21 protein-coding genes are annotated in these 17,079 nt (G+C 60.1%); 2 read left to right on the forward strand and 19 right to left on the reverse strand.

From position 1 onward, the window contains the following. Nucleotides 1–433 precede the first annotated feature (433 nt). A complete protein-coding gene (locus J3P90_RS20120) occupies nt 434–1,552 on the forward strand; it encodes a TIGR00730 family Rossman fold protein (RefSeq protein WP_434675290.1) in 1,119 nt (372 codons plus the stop codon). 42 nt (nt 1,553–1,594) lie between these two features. Here the strand turns inward: J3P90_RS20120 and recX are convergent, their stop codons facing one another. From recX to J3P90_RS20145, 5 genes are all read right to left on the reverse strand, one after another. Further along, entirely contained in the window at nt 1,595–2,062 is a 468-nt protein-coding gene (gene recX, locus J3P90_RS20125) for a recombination regulator RecX (protein ID WP_434609886.1), read from the reverse strand. Nucleotides 2,063–2,070: 8 nt separating this feature from the next. Then, on the reverse strand, nt 2,071–3,123 hold the full coding sequence (gene recA, locus J3P90_RS20130; RefSeq protein WP_420764282.1) for a recombinase RecA: 1,053 nt from the start codon (nt 3,121–3,123) through the stop codon (nt 2,071–2,073). Nucleotides 3,124–3,206: 83 nt separating this feature from the next. Next, complete coding sequence (locus J3P90_RS20135) at nt 3,207–3,707, reverse strand: CinA family protein (protein ID WP_434562588.1); 501 nt, start codon at nt 3,705–3,707, stop codon at nt 3,207–3,209. A 70-nt stretch (nt 3,708–3,777) separates the two neighbouring features. Further along, nucleotides 3,778–4,293: a lysis system i-spanin subunit Rz gene (locus J3P90_RS20140; RefSeq protein ID WP_434609880.1), complete on the reverse strand. Its 516-nt coding sequence runs from the start codon at nt 4,291–4,293 to the stop codon at nt 3,778–3,780. After that, on the reverse strand, nt 4,290–4,835 hold the full coding sequence (locus J3P90_RS20145) for a glycoside hydrolase family 19 protein (protein WP_420764279.1): 546 nt from the start codon (nt 4,833–4,835) through the stop codon (nt 4,290–4,292). The genes J3P90_RS20140 and J3P90_RS20145 overlap by 4 nt, the downstream gene beginning before the upstream one ends. Nucleotides 4,836–4,894: 59 nt before the next feature. On the opposite strand from J3P90_RS20145, the gene J3P90_RS20150 reads away from it, so the two are divergent. Next, on the forward strand, nt 4,895–5,707 hold the full coding sequence (locus J3P90_RS20150) for a lipopolysaccharide biosynthesis protein (protein ID WP_420764278.1): 813 nt from the start codon (nt 4,895–4,897) through the stop codon (nt 5,705–5,707). A gap of 23 nt (nt 5,708–5,730) precedes the next feature. On the opposite strand, the gene J3P90_RS20155 is transcribed toward J3P90_RS20150, so the two are convergent. The 14 genes from J3P90_RS20155 to J3P90_RS20220 all read right to left on the reverse strand — a co-directional run bounded on the left by J3P90_RS20155 (nt 5,731) and on the right by J3P90_RS20220 (nt 17,078). Further along, nucleotides 5,731–6,747, reverse strand: a complete 1,017-nt coding sequence (locus J3P90_RS20155) for a phage late control D family protein (RefSeq protein WP_434675291.1) — start codon at nt 6,745–6,747, stop codon at nt 5,731–5,733. Between the two features lie 9 nt (nt 6,748–6,756). Next, nucleotides 6,757–6,969, reverse strand: coding sequence for a tail protein X (locus J3P90_RS20160; RefSeq protein ID WP_420764276.1), 213 nt, complete (start codon nt 6,967–6,969; stop codon nt 6,757–6,759). Further along, complete coding sequence (locus tag J3P90_RS20165; RefSeq protein WP_420764275.1) at nt 6,962–7,345, reverse strand: phage tail protein; 384 nt, start codon at nt 7,343–7,345, stop codon at nt 6,962–6,964. The genes J3P90_RS20160 and J3P90_RS20165 overlap by 8 nt, the downstream gene beginning before the upstream one ends. Then, the gene (locus J3P90_RS20170) at nt 7,345–9,255 is read right to left on the reverse strand and encodes a phage tail tape measure protein (RefSeq protein WP_434675292.1); all 1,911 of its coding nucleotides are present in this window, start codon (nt 9,253–9,255) and stop codon (nt 7,345–7,347) included. Before J3P90_RS20170 ends, J3P90_RS20165 begins: the two co-directional genes overlap by 1 nt. Nucleotides 9,256–9,512: 257 nt before the next feature. Beyond that, nucleotides 9,513–10,079, reverse strand: a complete 567-nt coding sequence (locus J3P90_RS20175) for a phage tail assembly protein (protein WP_434609873.1) — start codon at nt 10,077–10,079, stop codon at nt 9,513–9,515. A gap of 150 nt (nt 10,080–10,229) precedes the next feature. Further along, nucleotides 10,230–10,736 (reverse strand): phage major tail tube protein, encoded by a 507-nt coding sequence (locus J3P90_RS20180; protein WP_434675293.1) that lies wholly within the window; start codon nt 10,734–10,736, stop codon nt 10,230–10,232. Next, on the reverse strand, nt 10,736–11,902 hold the full coding sequence (locus tag J3P90_RS20185; RefSeq protein ID WP_434675294.1) for a phage tail protein: 1,167 nt from the start codon (nt 11,900–11,902) through the stop codon (nt 10,736–10,738). Before J3P90_RS20185 ends, J3P90_RS20180 begins: the two co-directional genes overlap by 1 nt. Nucleotides 11,903–11,904: 2 nt before the next feature. After that, entirely contained in the window at nt 11,905–12,114 is a 210-nt protein-coding gene (locus J3P90_RS20190; protein WP_434562576.1) for a hypothetical protein, read from the reverse strand. A gap of 84 nt (nt 12,115–12,198) precedes the next feature. Beyond that, nucleotides 12,199–12,621 carry a phage tail assembly chaperone gene (locus J3P90_RS20195; RefSeq protein ID WP_420764269.1) on the reverse strand — a complete coding sequence of 141 codons (423 nt, stop codon included), beginning with the start codon at nt 12,619–12,621 and terminating at the stop codon, nt 12,199–12,201. Between the two features lie 2 nt (nt 12,622–12,623). Beyond that, complete coding sequence (locus J3P90_RS20200) at nt 12,624–14,498, reverse strand: phage tail-collar fiber domain-containing protein (RefSeq protein WP_434675295.1); 1,875 nt, start codon at nt 14,496–14,498, stop codon at nt 12,624–12,626. Beyond that, complete coding sequence (locus J3P90_RS20205) at nt 14,499–15,134, reverse strand: phage tail protein I (protein WP_434675296.1); 636 nt, start codon at nt 15,132–15,134, stop codon at nt 14,499–14,501. Continuing rightward, nucleotides 15,131–16,126, reverse strand: a complete 996-nt coding sequence (locus J3P90_RS20210) for a baseplate J/gp47 family protein (protein WP_434628314.1) — start codon at nt 16,124–16,126, stop codon at nt 15,131–15,133. Before J3P90_RS20210 ends, J3P90_RS20205 begins: the two co-directional genes overlap by 4 nt. Then, a complete protein-coding gene (locus J3P90_RS20215; protein ID WP_420764265.1) occupies nt 16,123–16,455 on the reverse strand; it encodes a phage baseplate protein in 333 nt (110 codons plus the stop codon). Before J3P90_RS20215 ends, J3P90_RS20210 begins: the two co-directional genes overlap by 4 nt. Before the next feature lie 11 nt (nt 16,456–16,466). Then, nucleotides 16,467–17,078: a phage baseplate assembly protein V gene (locus J3P90_RS20220; protein WP_434609857.1), complete on the reverse strand. Its 612-nt coding sequence runs from the start codon at nt 17,076–17,078 to the stop codon at nt 16,467–16,469. Nucleotide 17,079: the final 1 nt, after the last annotated feature.

Below are 17,079 nucleotides of genomic sequence, written 5' to 3' on the forward strand. Positions count from 1 at the left end.
CTACGTTGGCACGCCTTTAAAGGAGTAAATCAGAGCGGTACGCACCCAGCCGGTGAGCTGACGAGCGGTACGGTCCGACGTCATTACTGACCCATCGCGAGCGACCGATGAGCGTAGGACTACGGGGAAATGTTGCAAACGTTCACATCCGAGCGCCATGATCTGGACAGCGAAGTTCACCGCCAGAGGCTAGATTCAACGTATCGTTTTTACTGGGCAGAAAGAGGCTGCCCTCGCCAATAAGCGATGTTCAACCGTTTTTCATCCAAGGGAAACAGCAGGACCCGTTGGATGGCTTGGCCGCCTTGCTGCAGATTACGTCGAGCCAGGTTTACGCCCGGGCACGCGCCCGGACTCACAACGGCACAGGAAGTGTCGTGGCCCTGATGAATCTCTCGTCAGGACCGGGGTCCTGTTCAGAAGGAGAAGCTGAATGCCTTACAAACCGAATGACCTGCTCAGCCGTCATTTTGAGAACCATGGCCACGACCTCACCCGCAAGGTCGAAGAGCAACTCAACCTGGTATCGCCCAACAGCCCCAACCTCCCCATCTACCGCGACATGATCCTGACCGTGCTGCGCATGGCCCAGGAAGATCACAACCGCTGGAATGCCAAGATCACGCTTCAGGCCCTTCGGGAACTGGAACATGCGTTTCGAACGCTGGAACAATTCAAAGGGCGCCGCAAGGTTACGGTCTTCGGCTCGGCCCGAACGCCCATCGAACACCCTTTGTATGGCTTGGCACGGGAGCTGGGAGCGGCGCTGGCTCGGTCAGACATGATGGTGATCACCGGCGCAGGCGGCGGGATCATGGCCGCGGCCCATGAAGGCGCGGGCCGCGAGCACAGCCTGGGATTCAACATCACCCTGCCCTTCGAGCAGCATGCGAACCCGACCGTCGAAGGGACGCAGAACCTGTTGCCGTTCCATTTCTTCTTCACTCGCAAGCTTTTTTTCGTCAAGGAAGCCGATGCCTTGGTGCTGTGCCCCGGCGGTTTCGGCACTCTTGACGAAGCATTGGAGGTCCTGACTCTGGTGCAGACGGGCAAAAGCCCATTGGTACCGGTGGTATTGCTGGACGTGCCCGGAGGCAAGTTCTGGCAGAGCGCCCTGGACTTTATCCGCGAACAATTGGAGGAAAACCGCTACATCCTGCCGACCGACATGAAGTTGATGCGCCTGGTGTACTGCGCCGAGGACGCTGTGGGGGAAATCAACCAGTTCTACCGTAACTTCCATTCCAGCCGCTGGCTCAAGCATCAGTTCGTGATCCGCATGAATCACGAACTCAGTGAACAAGCACTGCAACAAATGCAGGCCGAGTTCGCCGACCTGTGCCTGAATGACTGTTTCCATCAGCACGCTTACAACGGCGAAGAACCCGAGGAAGCGCCCTTCAGTCATCTGACGCGATTGGCATTTACGTTCAACGCCCGTGACCACGGTCGCTTAAGGGAATTGGTGGACTACATCAACCTGCCGGAAAACTGGGCCCAACCCACCGCCAAGGCCCACCCCCTGACTTGGGAGCCGATCAAGGTAACGTGAGCCCATAAAAAAACGGCCCGCTATCGACATAGCGGGCCGTTTTTAGTCGTCCATGCTGCGACCACTGAACAAGCGGTTGATCATTTCCATGGAATAGCCTCGATACGCCAGGAAACGCCCTTGCTTGGCACGCTCCCGAATGTCGATAGGCAAATGTCCCGAAAACTTGCGGCGCCAGGTCTCGGCTAACTGTTGCTGCCAATCGATACCGCTCTCGCGCAAGGCTGATTCGATATCCGCTCGTTGCAACCCGCGTTGGCCAAGCTCTTCACGAATGCGCATTGGACCGTAGCCGGAGCGGGCGCGATAAGAGACGAAGCTCTCGAGGTACCGCGCTTCCGATAACAGCCCCTCTTCCGTCAAACGGTCAAGAGCGGCGTCGATCAACTCATCATGAGCCCCGCGTTGACGCAGTTTACGCGTCAGCTCCACACGACCGTGCTCGCGCCTGGCGAGCAGGTCCATCGCAGCTCGCCGCACCGCGACGAGGGTATCGAGTACGGCGGTCATCGGATCAATCAGATATCAGCGTCGGCCAGGTCGTCGGCAGTCTCGCGGTTGGCCACGGCTTTGACGTCCGCCACCGGGCTCAACAGCTTGTCACGCAGTTGCTTCTCGAGGGCTGCCGCGACTTCCGGGTTGTCCGCCAGGAATTTGGCCGAGTTGGCCTTGCCCTGACCGATCTTGGTGCCGTTGTAGGCATACCAGGCGCCCGACTTCTCGACGAAACCGTGCAGCACACCCAGATCGATCATTTCGCCGTTGAGGTAGATACCCTTGCCGTACAGGATCTGGAACTCAGCCTGACGGAACGGCGATGCCACCTTGTTCTTCACAACCTTGACGCGGGTTTCGCTGCCGACAACCTCATCACCTTCTTTCACCGCGCCAGTACGACGGATGTCCAGGCGAACCGAGGCGTAGAACTTCAACGCGTTACCACCGGTGGTGGTTTCAGGGCTGCCGAACATCACGCCGATCTTCATGCGGATCTGGTTGATGAAGATCACCAGGCAGTTGGCGTTCTTGATGTTACCGGTGATCTTGCGCAAGGCCTGGGACATCAGGCGAGCCTGCAGACCCACGTGCGTGTCGCCCATCTCACCTTCGATTTCCGCTTTCGGTACCAGGGCCGCCACGGAGTCGACGATGATCACGTCAACTGCGTTGGAGCGCACCAGCATGTCGGTGATCTCCAAGGCCTGCTCGCCGGTGTCCGGTTGGGAGACCAGCAGGTCATCGACGTTGACGCCCAGCTTGCCGGCATATTCCGGGTCCAAGGCGTGTTCGGCGTCGACGAAGGCGCAGGTAGCGCCCGCTTTTTGAGCCTGGGCGATCACGGACAGCGTCAGCGTGGTCTTACCGGAAGATTCGGGACCGTAGATTTCAACAATACGACCTTTTGGCAAGCCGCCGATGCCAAGCGCGATGTCCAGGCCCAGGGAGCCGGTGGAGATGGAGGGAATAGCCTGGCGGTCCTGATCGCCCATACGCATTACGGCACCCTTGCCGAATTGACGTTCGATCTGACCCAAGGCCGCAGCCAAGGCTTTCTTCTTGTTGTCGTCCATTAAAGTCCTCACGTAATCAATAAGGCCTGACGGCCAACACCTGTATAAGTAGCCAGTATTATTCCACAGCGATCGGGGATCGCCTACCCCTGATTTGAGATTTCTGCGGCGGCATGTTGTAACAGCCCGTCTAGCGCGGCCTTCACCGTTTGTCGGCGGACCTCGTCGCGGTTGCCAGGTAAGAATTTCTGCTCGCTGTACACCGCCTCGCCAACACCCCAGGCAAGCCACACCGTGCCCACCGGCTTGCTCGGCGAGCCCCCGTCCGGCCCGGCCACGCCGCTGACCGCCACGGCAAACCGCGCCAGGCTTTTCTGCTGGGCGCCGCGCACCATGGCCTCCACCACCTCGCGACTGACCGCGCCGACTTTGTCGAACAGCTCTGCGGGAACACCCAACTGCTGGGTTTTCTGGCGATTGGAATACGTGACAAAACCGGCCTCGAACCAGGCCGAGCTCCCCGGAATCCGAGTGATTGCCTCGGCGATCCCCCCGCCGGTGCAAGACTCGGCCGTGGTGACATGGGCATTTAGCACCTGCAAGCGCCTACCCAATTCAGCGGCCAGTTCAGTGATGTCGTCCACGCTGCTCTCCTGATTCGACGCAATGGGCCCTACCGTACACGAGCAATCGCCGCTTGCAAGACTCGGCGGATTACCGGCCCAGCGCCCTGACATACGCCTGGCAGGCCTGCAAGGCAATCAGTCCACGGTCGCCCGCGTCGGTGATGGCGATAATTCGTTGAGCATGCGCCGGGTCAAGTCGGGCGCGTGAGGCGCCATGATCCACGCCGCCGGTGCCGGTGGTGGCAGGCACTGTACAACCGGCGGCGACATCGTCGGCGTCGAGGAGGACTGACAGCCGGACATTGGCAGTAGCAAGGCGATCGCGCAGGCGATCCTGATCACGTTGGGCATCGCTCAGGGCTCGGTAATGGGTTTGTTCGCTGGTGGAGAGTTGTTGTTCCAGGGCGAGGCGTTTCTGTGTTTCCTTATGCTGGGAAGCCGCAGCTGCCGCGGTCATCTGCTTTAAGGTCTCGGCCTGCGCCCGCGCTTGCTCGGCCAAGACCCTGCCGTAACGCCAATCCTGGACCTTCCATGCCATGCTGGTCGCCAGCAGTAAAAGCCCCAATACTGTGATGGGAAAGAACCTCAACAGCGCCGGATTCATCCCAACACCTGCAACGCCCGCCCATGCAAGGCCCGCCGCTGCGCCGCGCCATTCTGGCCGCCATTGATCCGCTGCGTGATGGCGTCGAATCGACCAGCATCAGCGAGAGAATTAAGCCCATGCGACGCCCAGAACCACGCAGCCGAAAGCGCGGCCCATCGCGGCAGCTCCAGCAATGCAGGCTGCTCCATCAGATCCAGACTCAAGGCTTTACCGCAGGCCTGGTAATTAGCCCGCCCGGTGATCTGGATCAGACCTCGCCCACGGTATTTTTGCCCGTCGCCATCGGCTTCGGGGGAGTTGCCCAGGCACGAAGCCAATCGGCCAGTGTCATACTTTGATAAATAAACATCGTTGCCTAGCTCCCGTACGTGCCGCAGCTGGCCGGACTCGTGCCCCACCTGCGCAATGAATGCGGCGGCACGCTTGGGGCCGATGATCTGGTAAAGCTCCATGGCAGTGCCTAGGAGAGGTGCAAAAACGCCGGCATTGTCGCCGGCGTTTGGGAGGATACGCAGTAGTTGGGCTGGGGTGATGAACATGGCGCTCTCTTTAACGCGAATGAATACAACAACGATCATTGACTAACGGAATGGAATGAATGAGCAGGCGAAGTAGTTTTGAGAAATCGCTCATTACGGAGTCATCGTTTACACCGTTTGAAAACATGAGCTTTAGCGAATGTAGGAATGTAAAAAGTGGACCGGTTTTCATCATCGCCTCGGGCAACTCAGCGAAGGGCTTTCCGCTGGAGGAGTTTTCAGCCGTACCCATGATTACCATGAACGGCGCTATATCCATGTTCAGCCAAGCGCATACAAAACCCTTTTTTTACATCTGCTCCGATACCCACTTCCCGCTCCAGCAGCCCGATCTTTTTGCAACCGCTATGCGGCTCAGTGAGAACGTTGCCTTATGGGAGGACCAGTTCGACATCGTCCAAGCTAAGCCAAGCGGGCGAGCCTTCGGCTTGAAAAAAGCTCCCAGGGCCTCGATCTGCTCCACGTTATTCAACCCGCAGAAGTCTCTCGTCAGGTACAGATCTCTTTTTAGCAAGCGAAGCAAAGACATCGGCTTCAGCAAAAATATGACCCTCGGTTGCTTCGATGCCAGGACGGTGATGTATTTGGCCTTACAGGTCGCCTACCATCTGGGCTTCAATAGGGTTTTCCTTGTAGGTTTCGACTTGGACCAAGCGGCCGGCCGATTCTATGAAACGGTCGAAAGCAAACGCTCGCCCTGCGGGTTGGATCAGCATTACAAGACTCGCATCCTGCCTTCTCTAAAACTGATGTCCAAGCAGATCATTGATGATGATTTTCAGGTGTATAACTTGTCCGCGACCTCAAGGGTGCCGGCAGATATCATCAAAAAAATCAGTCTCGACGACGCACGGCGAATGCTACGTAACTGAATGATGGCCCCTCCAAGCCCCGGTCACGCTCTTGCATCCAGGCAAGTCGCCTCAACGCTGCAGCGGTAGCTTTTCTCCCGGCTACCGCTGGCGGTGACCTTGTCGATCGACCAGCGACCGCGCATGAAATCGGGCCAGGAAGGATCGAGCAGCACGATGCCCTCGGCGGACAGCGCCGGGTTACCCGGGCATTCGATCGTCACCTTGAGGGCCTCGCGCAGCATCCGGCGCACCTCGCCTTCGCCGGCGGCGCGGGCCTCTTCTGCGCTCTGGAAGCGCTGGCGCAGGGTCTTGAACGGCGCGATGCCGCTCTCCTCGACCCGCAGCTTGCCCGCCGCCGCATCCCACCAACAGGTCTTGCAACCCTCGTACTTCGCCCGCGCGGTTTCATCCAGCTTGGCCGAAATGAAAGCGTGGTCGCCCGGGCGATTGTTCGTCGTCACCGACAGCCTTATCTCGGGCAGGACCTTGCCCGACAACGACTTCGCCTGACCGCGCCGGGCCAGCACATACAACTCGTTGACTGGTTTGGCCACAGCGTCATAACGATGGGCCAGGCGGGTCAGCAAGCCCATGTCGGTTTCGTTGGTTTGGTCAATGTGCTCGATTTTAATCAGCGAAAGCTCCGGCGCCACACGGGGCGAGAACCCGTGCCTGGACGTCAGCTCCCGAAACAACGCCCCCAGGGTCGTCGGGCCATGGCTGATGGATCGGCGCTGCTTGAAGCCCGTCTGGTCAGCCGCGCTGAACGGCGCCGCCATGGCCACCAGAACGAGTTGCAGAGGAAACAGCAACGGCGTGCGCCGAGTGATGACAAACTCGCCTTTGTCCACCAGCCCCGATTCAAGATAACCGACCCGCAGGCCGATTTTCCCGCCCAGGCTTGGCAACCCTTCGAGTCCGTCCAGGCTGATGGTGAGCGTCAATTGATCGGACTCGATCCCCGCCGCGTCGACGTGGCTCCAACCGAGCAGGCGTTCGTTGAGCAGCGCGGCGTTCGCACCATAAATTTCCACCGCAGGCGTGAAACCCAATGACATGTCGCCTCCTTAATCCCAGGCCGAAACCGGAGGGATCGCCACGGGCTTGAGATCCACTTCCGGCAGGACAATCCATACGCCCGCCGGCAATACCGGGCCCCATTGCGCCAACCCCGGATTTAGCAGCCAGAGCGCCTCCTCAACGAGGTCGTCACAGCGCTCAAGCTCGCGGTACAGCAACAGATTCACCGAATCACCGGCGATACTTCGAACCCTACGCATTGGCGAACTCCGTCAAATCAATCACCCAACCGACCACCATCGCCGTGCCATCGTCGATGACCTCGGTCTGGGTCTCCGACACCTTGTTGATCTGCCACAGCCCCCAGTTGCGACCGATGCCATCGACCAATGGCAAAGGGATGCGCAAGGCTTGCAGCGCTCGCAATTCATCGAGGCGATCCATGGCGGTCGCGTACATCGATTTGCCGGTGATCGTCAGCCCTTGCAAGCCTTGCCCGACCTGACTGGACCTGGGTTTGCTGGTGAGGATGTCGATGTTTTTCCAGCCACCGTCCGAGGTGCGAACCAGCGAGTGATAAGCGAAGTTGCGGGAGAGGCCGAAAATGAAATTGCCCAACGCCATTTGTTGACGCATCACGTACCTCCGTCCGTCAGGGCCGCGTCACTGCGCATGGCGAGTGGGTTGGGCATGAGTTGGAATTGGCTGCTGATTTGTTGCACCACCAGGTTCGCCAATTGGGCGGCACTGGCCTGATCCTGGCCGTTGATGTAGATGTTTGCGGTCAGGGTGTTTTGCTGGGTGGTTGCCTGGGTGCCGTGCAGGTCTTTGCTGACCTGCTCTGGGGCGGCGAGCCTGTCGGCGGGCGTGGCGAGTTTGTCACCCAGCCAGGACCCCGCCTCCCTGCCCATCGAGCTTCCCGTCAGGCCGCCAACAAGCGCGCCGATCGCTCCACCGAGGACGGTGCCGATGCCCGGACCGAAAAAGGTGCCAATCGCAGCGCCTGCCGACGCGCCCGCCCAGCCGCCGCCAGCGGCCCCCAGGCCCTCTCCGATCATTCCGCCGTCCCCATTGATCGCGCCCTCGACGACCTCAGCGGCGGCACCTAAAACCATCGCTTTGGGCATTAAACGAGTCACCGTACGCAATGAACTGGTCACGCCTTGCAGGGAGCGGCCGCCGCTCACACCACCCTCGGCCTTCGCAGCGCTCGTCGGCTCCAAAATTCGGTTGGCCGCTCGACTGCCCAATTCATCCGTGAGGGCCTTGAGCAACGCCCCCACCAGCGGCTTGATCGCCGCGCCGACCAGCACAATGGCGGCGGCGGCTTTAGGTGAGGTTTCAGCCAACTCGCTCATGTCATCGTTCAACGACCCGAGCCATTGCAGCGAGCTGTCCACAACGGGTGTCACGGCATTGCCAGCGGCCGCCGACAAACGCTCATTGCTGGCGTTGAAGACGTTCCACCGACCTTGCTGGGTGTTCGACAACGCCAACGCATCCTGCCGCACCGAGCCCTTGTCACCCAATAGCGACGTGGCGTAGTGGGCCGGGTCTTTCACCTGCCAGAACGCTGCGTTCACATCGTCAAGCTTCTGAGCCATGCGTAGCACCGCTTGGTCGCCCACGCCAAACAGCGAAGCGGCGAGGTTCGGGCGCTGGTCCACAGGCTGCGCATTCAAGGCCGCCAATACCGACATCACCGTACCGGGCGCTGCGTATTTGGCACGCAGCCCACTCGCCACTTCCTCAGGGTCAAGCCGCAACTGCTTCCAGGCTGCCTGCTCGGTCGCGGAGGCTTGATTGCCCTTGCCCAAAGCCTTCGCGAAGCTATCCAGCGCGGCGCCGGCTTCAGCTTGTTGCGAACCGGTGTTGAGCAACGCCGCCGTCAACGCTGCGGCTTGCGCTGGTTGCAAACCCGCCGAGGTCGCGGCCGCACCGTCACGCTGCAACACGGTACCGATCTCACTGGCTTTCGCACCGCCGGGGAGCTTGCCGAGGTGGTTGGTTGCATCCGCCAGGTCAAACGCTTTTTCAGCGCTGAGTTTCATGGCGGTGCGCCAGCCGAGCAGCATCTCGGCGGCTTCCATGGCCGGCATCTTGAATGTGGATGCCGTCACCCCTGCATCACTGGCAAAGCGCAACAGTGCCAATTGCCGGTCCGAGGCATTGGGCAGATCGCTGCTGATTCCCGCCCTGGCCGCCAGGCTTTCCATCCTCACGACATCAACCGCCGTGGTCCCGCCCGCCGCCACCAATGGCGCGCTGGCGATGCGCTGGGTGGGCTCAGCCATCTCGGCAATCTGGCGAGGGCCGAATTGGGTGGCCATCTTCAGATCGGCAATGGCTGAATCCATCGCTATCGCGGGTTTCAGCAGTTCTGGTGGCTCAATACCGCCGGCCGGCTGACCCTTCGGTTCCTTGGCTGTCTCGCCCTTGGCGCCGGTTCCCATTGCCTGGGAAAACAATCGCTGCGCCGAAAGCTTGACGGTCAGCGACTCGATTGCCGTGGTCAGTCGGCCGAGCTTGAGCCCAAGGTTTTCCATCGCGAGGCTCAGTCCTGACAGCCGATCCCCAGCGGAGATGATCACACTGCTCGCAGGGTTCGTATTTGAGGCCGCCGACCCACTCTCAGTGAAGGCTGCGTATCTGAGCGAATATCTATCGTCCGCCATCCCGCTCTACTCCTGTTTCACGCCAAGGCGAGTGATCGCGATGTCGTATCGGCGCAAGGCCTTGCCGGCGTCCCACTCAAGGATTTCCGCTTCACTTACCGAGTAAATGAGCGGCACCACATCGAGGATCACTTCGATGTCGCGCTCCGAAAGAAGTCCGCCGGTTTGTTTAAAAAATCGTCGATGCGCACCTGAAGTTGCGTCCAGTCAGGCACAGTCAGCGAGGCCAGATCGGGCAGCATCAGGCCGGTGCAATGGGCCGTGATGAACTCGGCGCGTTCCTTGGCCGTCTTCAGTTTCTTCATCGCCTTGGTGGCCCGCAGAACCGGCATTTCCAGGGTCAATGAGGTCAGGCTGCGGCCCGCGACGTCGAGTGGTTGCAGCAGCGGCATCTGGTCAGGATCGGCCTGTGGGTCATCCAGGAAATACGACGCCGGGCGCGTGGACATTTCGTGCACGTACTGGGCAATGCTCACGTAATCCGGACGCTTGAGCTGATCGAGCTCCTTGCCCGACAGGCCGGTGGCCAATTTGGCCAATTCGAAGAATTGCTCGTCTTCGTCATCGCCGGCACGGGCCAAGGCGTCTTTTTGCGCGGCGTAGTACAGCGGCCTGAGTTGCAGTTGCTCGAGCTGCGAACCGTCGTCATCGGTGATCGGCGATAACAGCTCAAGGGTTGGAGGCATCCAGGACATAAAATCAATTCCTTGAAAAATCGGGGATCCCCTGTGGGAGCGAGCTTGCTCGCGATGGCGACGGTTCATTCAATATCAAGGTGTCTGACACTCCGCTATCGCGAGCAAGCTCGCTCCCACAGGGATTGCATCTAGCCGGCTGGCAACTGCTTAAGGCAGCAACACCGCACGACGCGCATCGCCAAGAATGTCGACGCCGTTGAGCACGAACTTCTGGGTGCGCACGTCGATGTCGATCACTGGGATGCCGTTTTCCAGGCGGCTGTAGGTGCGGCAGGACAGCTCCAGGGTGGTGGTGGGCGTCTCGTTCATTTTCAGGGTGGCTTCGTCGAGGGATTTCAACTTGCCGCCCACAGTGTGGTAGGTGAACCAGGTATTGCCGTCCTGATCCTGGCCCGCCTCGCGCACGTTCAGCAGGATGTCGTCTCCGACGCTCACGCCCAGCGCCAGCATGATTTCCGGGCCGACACCTTGCAGCACCAGTTTGGCTGTCAGCGCTTTGCCGCTCTTGGCCATTTCCTCGCCGATGAAGCGTCCGCCGCGCATTTCTTCCATTTCGAATTCAATTTTCGGCGGCGTGAATTCTTCCACGGTCGCCGACAACGGCAGGCCCTGCAGGGTGGCCGCAATGGCCTGTCTTACGCGGTTGGTAAACATTAGAGAACGTCCTCCAGAAACTGCTCGATGATTTCATCGCGGGCATTGAGTTGATAAATCATGTGTTCATTCGGCGCATAGCGGCCGTAGTCGATGACTACGTACCAGGTGCCGTTCTTGTACTTCTCGACGCTGTTCAGTTCCGGGTGCAGGTACACGCTGCCGCCAGGAATGGTTTCGTCGGCCACCAGGGTTTGCAGCCAGTCGTTGATGCGCTTGACCTCCTGGTCCATGAACGACTTGGTCAGGTTCTTGGCCATGGCTTTTTGGCCGGCCTTCACCAGCTTGCGGCTGATGGCGTCTTCCAGGCCGACGTAGCTGATGAACTTGCCGGTGATGGAACGGTTGCCCAGCAAAGAGAAGCCGCCGAGGATGGTGCGGGCGTAATAGCTGACGCCGTAGCGGTTGAGCAGATCGCCTTCGGTGGAGGTGTCGAGGATGTTGTATTCGACGGTGCGGGAAACGTCCTCGGCGAAGGTCACCTGATTACCTGGACTCTCCCACTGCTTGACCTTGGCAAGTGCGGCGATGGCCAGGCTCGACGGGGCCAGGAAGACGTTTTTCTTCGCCGCCTTGGAGTACACCGCCGGCATGTTGTGCACCACCAGGCAACGGTCGAAACCGAGGTCGGCGCCGCCCAATTCCTGGCTGTAGGTCACTTGATCAGCGACCGAGGCGTCCTTGCCATCCAGCACCACACGGGCCTTGATGCGCTTGCCGAACGAAGCGAACTCGCCGGCCACGGCCTTGGTGCCGGTGAAGCCCGGCGCGCCGATGATCGTCAGGTCTTCGGCCACGCCACTCAACGCGGCCAGGCCCAACTTGCGCCCGGTCTGCGCCTCGATGCCGCCGATTACATTGTTCTGCGTGTCGGCCAGTGTCGCGCCCTCTTCGACGATGACCACATACACCGGCACCTTGACCACTTTGAGGATCTGGTACACCGCGTGGAACAACGTCCCGGCCTCGGCACCGCTCGGGTCGAGCTGGGCTTGGGTGGTAAAACTGTTGATGCAAAACGGGGTATTTTTCGGAATCAGCGGGTTGGCATTCGGCGCGGTGCCGACCAGCCCGATGACGTTGTCCCCCAGGCCACCCATGGCCTCGGGAGATTCGGTGGCATTGACGGTGATGCCGTTGTGCTCGAAGTTCAAAACCTCAGCCATGGTTATTCAGCCTTTTTGGTGGTGGCCTTTTTGGCCGGGGTGGATGCGGAAGCCGATTCGCCGGCTTCGGTTTTTTTCAATGCCAGGCGACCGGCGCTGAGCAAGGCGTTGGCCTCGACGTCGAGGAGGTCGAGTTCCTGGCCGGTGGTCGACCAGTGACCGCCGCCGGTGGGGTATGGGAGGAGCACGGTGTAGGTTTGGCGTGGTGCCATTTGGGTTTCTCCGGATGTGAAAAAGCCCCTTGAGAAGGGGCCTTGGTGTTGGGTAGGAAAACGCCCCGTCGGTGCGGGGCGTTTTTATTGGGTTTGTTGTTCAATCCATTCCGGCTTTGGCGGCCGATTTTCCGCGGTGGGAAATTCAGCTGAAGCAGGCCAATCACGTAGCACCTGGCGCCAAGTCAATAAGGCGCTGTATTTCTCAGCAGCCAAGGTGATAGGGGAACCCATATCGATTTCGTCGCGGTGACGAGCGGTCAGCCATTCCGTTCCGCTTAGCTCGCTATCACGCCAAGCCCGTTCTTTGGCTGCAAGTTGCTCGAAAGTAAGTGGCAGAGCCACAGCCAATACAGGGCGTCTGTCCTTGTCTAAAGCCAAAGCGTGACCTGCAAGCGCGCGATATTCGCTTTCGTTCAATTCGATACTGGCCTTCCCCATCGCATCGCCATAAAGAGTGTTTGGATAGAGCCCAAGCGTTTCAGGACAAAAAAAATATTTCTTCATAATTAATTACCCAACGCGAGATAGAAGACATCACGAGTACCAGAACTTTCATTACCAGAGGCCGAATCAATGCTTATGACGGCTTGAGCCAATCCAGACGGTGCCGCTTGGTAGGTTTCCGCCCCATTTAGTAAAGCCGTAGTCCGCTTGATCGCAATTACGCCAAACGATGCATGTGGAAAAGCCATAGGCAATGTGACCGTCCCGGTACCGCCATTGGCGCCGTTTGTGGTTACCTGGGTACTGGCCCACTGGACAATCAAGCCGCCAAGCCAGGAGGGGAAAGCCACGTACCCATTGGGTGCGATAAGAAACGACACTTTCCAGCGAAGCGTCTTCGGCGTCACGATACTGCTGTCATCCGTGCCAGCATCAGTCAGTGCCTGCGTCGCAATTTTCGCAGTGCCGCGGTTGATTTCCGTGGCTTGCACCGCCAACGCTTGCAGTGCTGCGATATCGATATTTCCCTGATTGATCGGCGCGTTCCAAGCCTTGATGCACCACATGACCGCAAGGTTTCGGGGGCGAGTCTCTGAGCCGCCCTCCATAGCTGTTCGACCCGTTTCAAGATATCCAGCGGCGCCCTCGCCCCCGTCGGACCCCGAGCCCGGAGCATTGTTGTTGGGGTTGTTCGGAAGCATGTGACTATGCGACTTGATTTCATCTAGCTCGTAAGTTCCGATACCTCGTCCGATGTTGACACCACGTCCATGGTCCCAACCGCGCAAAAACTCGCCACGCGATTCAGGCAAGCGGAAGTTTCCGCCCCCCTCATCGCCCATATTGAATACCGTGCCTAGGAAGGCCGCCAGGCTTGGGTATGCAGCAATGCTCTTTACACTGCCGTCGACTTCTAGAAAGCCTGGAGGAATGCTGTTAACTGGAAACGCAACCATTGCGCCTACCGGAAGAGCCGACGCCTGCGCGATCATCGATTCAATTGCCGGCTTCGTGTAAGTGTCTTTGATGCCGAAACCGGCCAGTGTGTCCGGATTCTCCCCACTCAGCGCCCGACCGTATTTGTCGACCGTCAGACTTTTGTAGGTCCCAGGGGCGATGCCAGTCCGACCCGCAAGCATCTCGAATATCAGCGCCGTGGTCCCAAGCGAGATCGGCCCGTTCGTAACCAAGTGCCAGAGCGAGTCGCCATTCTTCGCGCCTTCCTCGACCATCACCATCAAGCCAGAGGTCAACTTCGCGCTGACATTGGCGTCCGCAGCTCGCGACCATGCGCCATTAGCTACAACCCAGATCCCGTTTTCCTTGGCCGCCGTTTGCACCGGCAATAGCACTCGCTGTCCAGCCGTAACCGCTACACCGTCGATCTGCTGAGCACCGCTCAACACAACGTTGCCCGTCGCAGCCACACGAACCGACTGCTTACCATCAAGCTTTGCCAATTCATCAGCCAAATAGCTCATCACCCAGGCTCGCGTCGCCTTGACCACGGTATCGTCAATCAACAACGTCACCAGCTCGGCATTACTCGTCTCGAAAATCGACCGGATATAAAACTCTTTCCCCGAGCCCGAAGTCGCCAATACCGGCTTGAACGACTCCGGATATTTGACGATCGCATACAAAATCCCGGTATCGGTCCAGATCCCCGCCTCACGCACATACCAGCCGCCCACGTCGGACGGGATGGTGACCTCGGCCAGCAACCAACTCGGATTCTTCTCATCCTGGAACAGCGCATTGAGCGGCCCGCGCCAGACTTCGCGCTTGAGCGCGGTGGCGGTAGCCGCCGGGTTGTATTGCGCACCGCCGCCGTCACCGACGGAAATCTGGGACAACTTGATCGGTGTGCCCGCCGCCTTGCAGGCGGTTTCGTAGGCGATCCCCGCATCGGTGAGCAGGGTGTAGTAGTCGGCCATTTAGGACCCCTGTGGATAAATAGTGGAGGTTTCGACGGTGTAGAGCCCGGCGGCCATATAGGCTTGGCCCGAGGCTTCCAGCCCTTCGATGACAATCGGGAAGACGGTAGTCAGCTCACCGCACAGCGTGGCGGCGCCGATGACGTGACGGCCGAAGGCACTCAAGCCGACCGAAACGCCCAAGGTGTCGCGCTCACTCTTGGCATCGGCCAGGCGGCGGTCGAGACGGGCGTCGATGGTTTCGCTGTAGGGCTGTTCCGTGAACGCCCTGACGGAAAAACTGTAGGGCGGGCCTGGTGGCGTTTGTTCATACCAGGCGCGCACTTCGGGCCTGAGTTGCAAACCCTTCGCGGCATTTTCCAGCGCCGTTCGCGTCCCGGCCTGCCGCGCGGTGGGCCAAGCGAGTTCCACGGTCAGGCGTTTTTCAGCCTCGGGCGCCGCGGTGCTCCACTCACTGACCCCACGATCCGCCCCCAAATACGGCAGGAACGCCAAAGGCGTGGCCGCCGGGTTCATCAACTCGGGAAACGGCGGATCGATGCGCTCCAGCAATTGGGCAAACCCAAGATCCAGCGCCCGCTCCAGCGGTGAACTGTTGACCGGCAGCAGGCTCGGTCGAGATGTGTCGTCGCTCATAACGTATCCACCTCGACCTCGACGCCCGTGCAGTACGGCGCCTGGAAAGCCGTCGTCACGATCGGCGCAAGCGGTTCGAGAATCTGCAGTTGAACCGCGCCGGCGCTGTGCAGCGTGTAGTCAATCCAGCTCGGGTCCACCCGACCTTCCAGGCGATGGCAGGCCTCGGCGTATTCCTGCAGTTGCCGCTGTGCAGCAACCTGGGTCAGGCCCGAGTCAGGGCCGGGATTGATCTTCGCCACGACGCGGATCTTGTAGTTCTTGATCTGCGCGGGTTGGACGATGACCCGGTCCGTTTCCGGTCGTACATCCGGTCGGGCGAAGTGCTCGCGAACGCCGTCGAGCAACGCTTCGGATGGCGTTCCATCGCCGTCTCGGGACAGCACCGTGACCGTGACTTCGCCGGGCGCGGTGCGGCGTCCGTTGCCGTCCTTGATCTGGGCGGCGTAGCTGTCCGGGTCGAAGGTGTACGTGACCGTCACCACACCCGCCGAAGCGCTTTCAACCTTCACGACGGGGCGTTGCCCCAGGGTGAAAATTTCCCGTCGATATTGCATGCGCGAGCCAGCCGCCGGGGCATGGGGCGCCAGGTAGTAGCGCAGCCGCGCATCGTCATCGCTCTCGTAGACCGGGGGAACGGGCGGGAATGCCGCCGGATCGCCCGGGTCGAGCAACTGGCGTTCAAGACCCATGTCCGCGAGGCGAGCATCGAGGTTGGTGCCGGTGGCCCACCACGCCAGCATCTGCTTGATGCGGGCGTTGTATTTGCGTTCGTGGGTTTGCAGCCGGACACAGAACGCCTCGAGGGCCAGGGTCAGCAGTTCGCTTTCGTTTTCGAGGCTGTCCACCAGTTTTGCGGCGCTTGCGGGAGAGCGTGCCGCGACATACTCCACCACGAAGGTCTTGAATTCTGCGAGCAGATCCTCGAATGCCTCGACGGTGACGATGGCCGGTTCGGCCAGTTGGTTCTGGCCGGGTATCAACATGCTCATGCCACCACCTCGAAAGTCTGTTTGCGGTTTCTCCAGGTGCCGGCGAAACGCAGCAGCAATCCCGCACCGTGCCGGCTGGCAACGATGACCTGCGGCTCGAAATCATCGATACCGTTGTGCGGGTTGTAGAACGCTTGGGCCGCATGGCTCTGGGCGAGGATCAGCAGGTCGTCACCGAGGTTCTGCCCCAGTAACTGCGTGAGTGCGCAGCCATATAACGGACGCTTCTGACGAGTGCCCAACGGCGTGGTCAAGGCACGGGTAGCGCGCTGCACGAACTGCAGCCAGTCGTCGACCGTGGCGCCGGTATTTCGATCGATTCCAATCATGGGGAAATCTCTTATGCGGTACTGATGACGCGTCCCTGGTGATCCACCACCGGGCCGCTCAGGTGCACACCCGACGCGTCGAGGCGAATGCCAACAGCGCCCAGTTGCAACTCGATGGTTTGCGGCGTCATCACCAAACTGGATGGGCCAATGTTCAACCGGAGGGATTCGCGGGAACCGCTGAATGCCGCCGGACCGTTGTTCCAATGCAGGACATGGCTGGCGTGGTCGTAGCCGTTTTCCGCGCCGTCCTGATAGAGGCGACGCGTCAGCGAAGCCTGGGTCGAGACGGGCGGAAACTGACCACCGTTAAGGCCGAACAGCGCCACCGCTTGGCCACCGCCGTCGCCGCCGCCATGGTTGAGCAACAGGCACTGCTCGCCCACGGACGGAATCCGCGACTCGCTCTGGGCACCGGCGCTCGGGTTGAAGAAGCGGATCGCCGGTGTCAGCAGCCCGCCATGGCTGACCTTGCAGGTATTGGTGGCGGCATCGACTTCCTGACACACACCGATGCGACAGAAACTTTCCGCACGCCGATGCAGGTCTTCGAGCTCGGTTTCCATCTGCGCCAGACGCTCGATGATCGGCCCCAGATGCATCCGCAACAGCGCATCAAACATG

The organism is Pseudomonas sp. D3-10 (genome assembly GCF_051132175.1).
GTDB lineage: Bacteria > Pseudomonadota > Gammaproteobacteria > Pseudomonadales > Pseudomonadaceae > Aquipseudomonas.

Bases quoted from the DNA above. Each gene is read 5' to 3' on its own strand.
- J3P90_RS20120 (WP_434675290.1), top strand. From the start codon at position 434: ATGCCTTACAAACCGAATGACCTGCTCAGCCGTCATTTTGAGAACCAT.
- recX (WP_434609886.1), bottom strand. From the start codon at position 2,062: ATGACCGCCGTACTCGATACCCTCGTCGCGGTGCGGCGAGCTGCGATG.
- recA (WP_420764282.1), bottom strand. From the start codon at position 3,123: ATGGACGACAACAAGAAGAAAGCCTTGGCTGCGGCCTTGGGTCAGATC.
- J3P90_RS20140 (WP_434609880.1), bottom strand. From the start codon at position 4,293: ATGAATCCGGCGCTGTTGAGGTTCTTTCCCATCACAGTATTGGGGCTT.
- J3P90_RS20145 (WP_420764279.1), bottom strand. From the start codon at position 4,835: ATGTTCATCACCCCAGCCCAACTACTGCGTATCCTCCCAAACGCCGGC.
- J3P90_RS20150 (WP_420764278.1), top strand. From the start codon at position 4,895: ATGAGCAGGCGAAGTAGTTTTGAGAAATCGCTCATTACGGAGTCATCG.
- J3P90_RS20155 (WP_434675291.1), bottom strand. From the start codon at position 6,747: ATGTCATTGGGTTTCACGCCTGCGGTGGAAATTTATGGTGCGAACGCC.
- J3P90_RS20160 (WP_420764276.1), bottom strand. From the start codon at position 6,969: ATGCGTAGGGTTCGAAGTATCGCCGGTGATTCGGTGAATCTGTTGCTG.
- J3P90_RS20165 (WP_420764275.1), bottom strand. From the start codon at position 7,345: ATGCGTCAACAAATGGCGTTGGGCAATTTCATTTTCGGCCTCTCCCGC.
- J3P90_RS20170 (WP_434675292.1), bottom strand. From the start codon at position 9,255: ATGGAAAACCTTGGGCTCAAGCTCGGCCGACTGACCACGGCAATCGAG.
- J3P90_RS20175 (WP_434609873.1), bottom strand. From the start codon at position 10,079: ATGTCCTGGATGCCTCCAACCCTTGAGCTGTTATCGCCGATCACCGAT.
- J3P90_RS20180 (WP_434675293.1), bottom strand. From the start codon at position 10,736: ATGTTTACCAACCGCGTAAGACAGGCCATTGCGGCCACCCTGCAGGGC.
- J3P90_RS20185 (WP_434675294.1), bottom strand. From the start codon at position 11,902: ATGGCTGAGGTTTTGAACTTCGAGCACAACGGCATCACCGTCAATGCC.
- J3P90_RS20190 (WP_434562576.1), bottom strand. From the start codon at position 12,114: ATGGCACCACGCCAAACCTACACCGTGCTCCTCCCATACCCCACCGGC.
- J3P90_RS20195 (WP_420764269.1), bottom strand. From the start codon at position 12,621: ATGAAGAAATATTTTTTTTGTCCTGAAACGCTTGGGCTCTATCCAAAC.
- J3P90_RS20200 (WP_434675295.1), bottom strand. From the start codon at position 14,498: ATGGCCGACTACTACACCCTGCTCACCGATGCGGGGATCGCCTACGAA.
- J3P90_RS20205 (WP_434675296.1), bottom strand. From the start codon at position 15,134: ATGAGCGACGACACATCTCGACCGAGCCTGCTGCCGGTCAACAGTTCA.
- J3P90_RS20210 (WP_434628314.1), bottom strand. From the start codon at position 16,126: ATGAGCATGTTGATACCCGGCCAGAACCAACTGGCCGAACCGGCCATC.
- J3P90_RS20215 (WP_420764265.1), bottom strand. From the start codon at position 16,455: ATGATTGGAATCGATCGAAATACCGGCGCCACGGTCGACGACTGGCTG.
- J3P90_RS20220 (WP_434609857.1), bottom strand. From the start codon at position 17,078: ATGTTTGATGCGCTGTTGCGGATGCATCTGGGGCCGATCATCGAGCGT.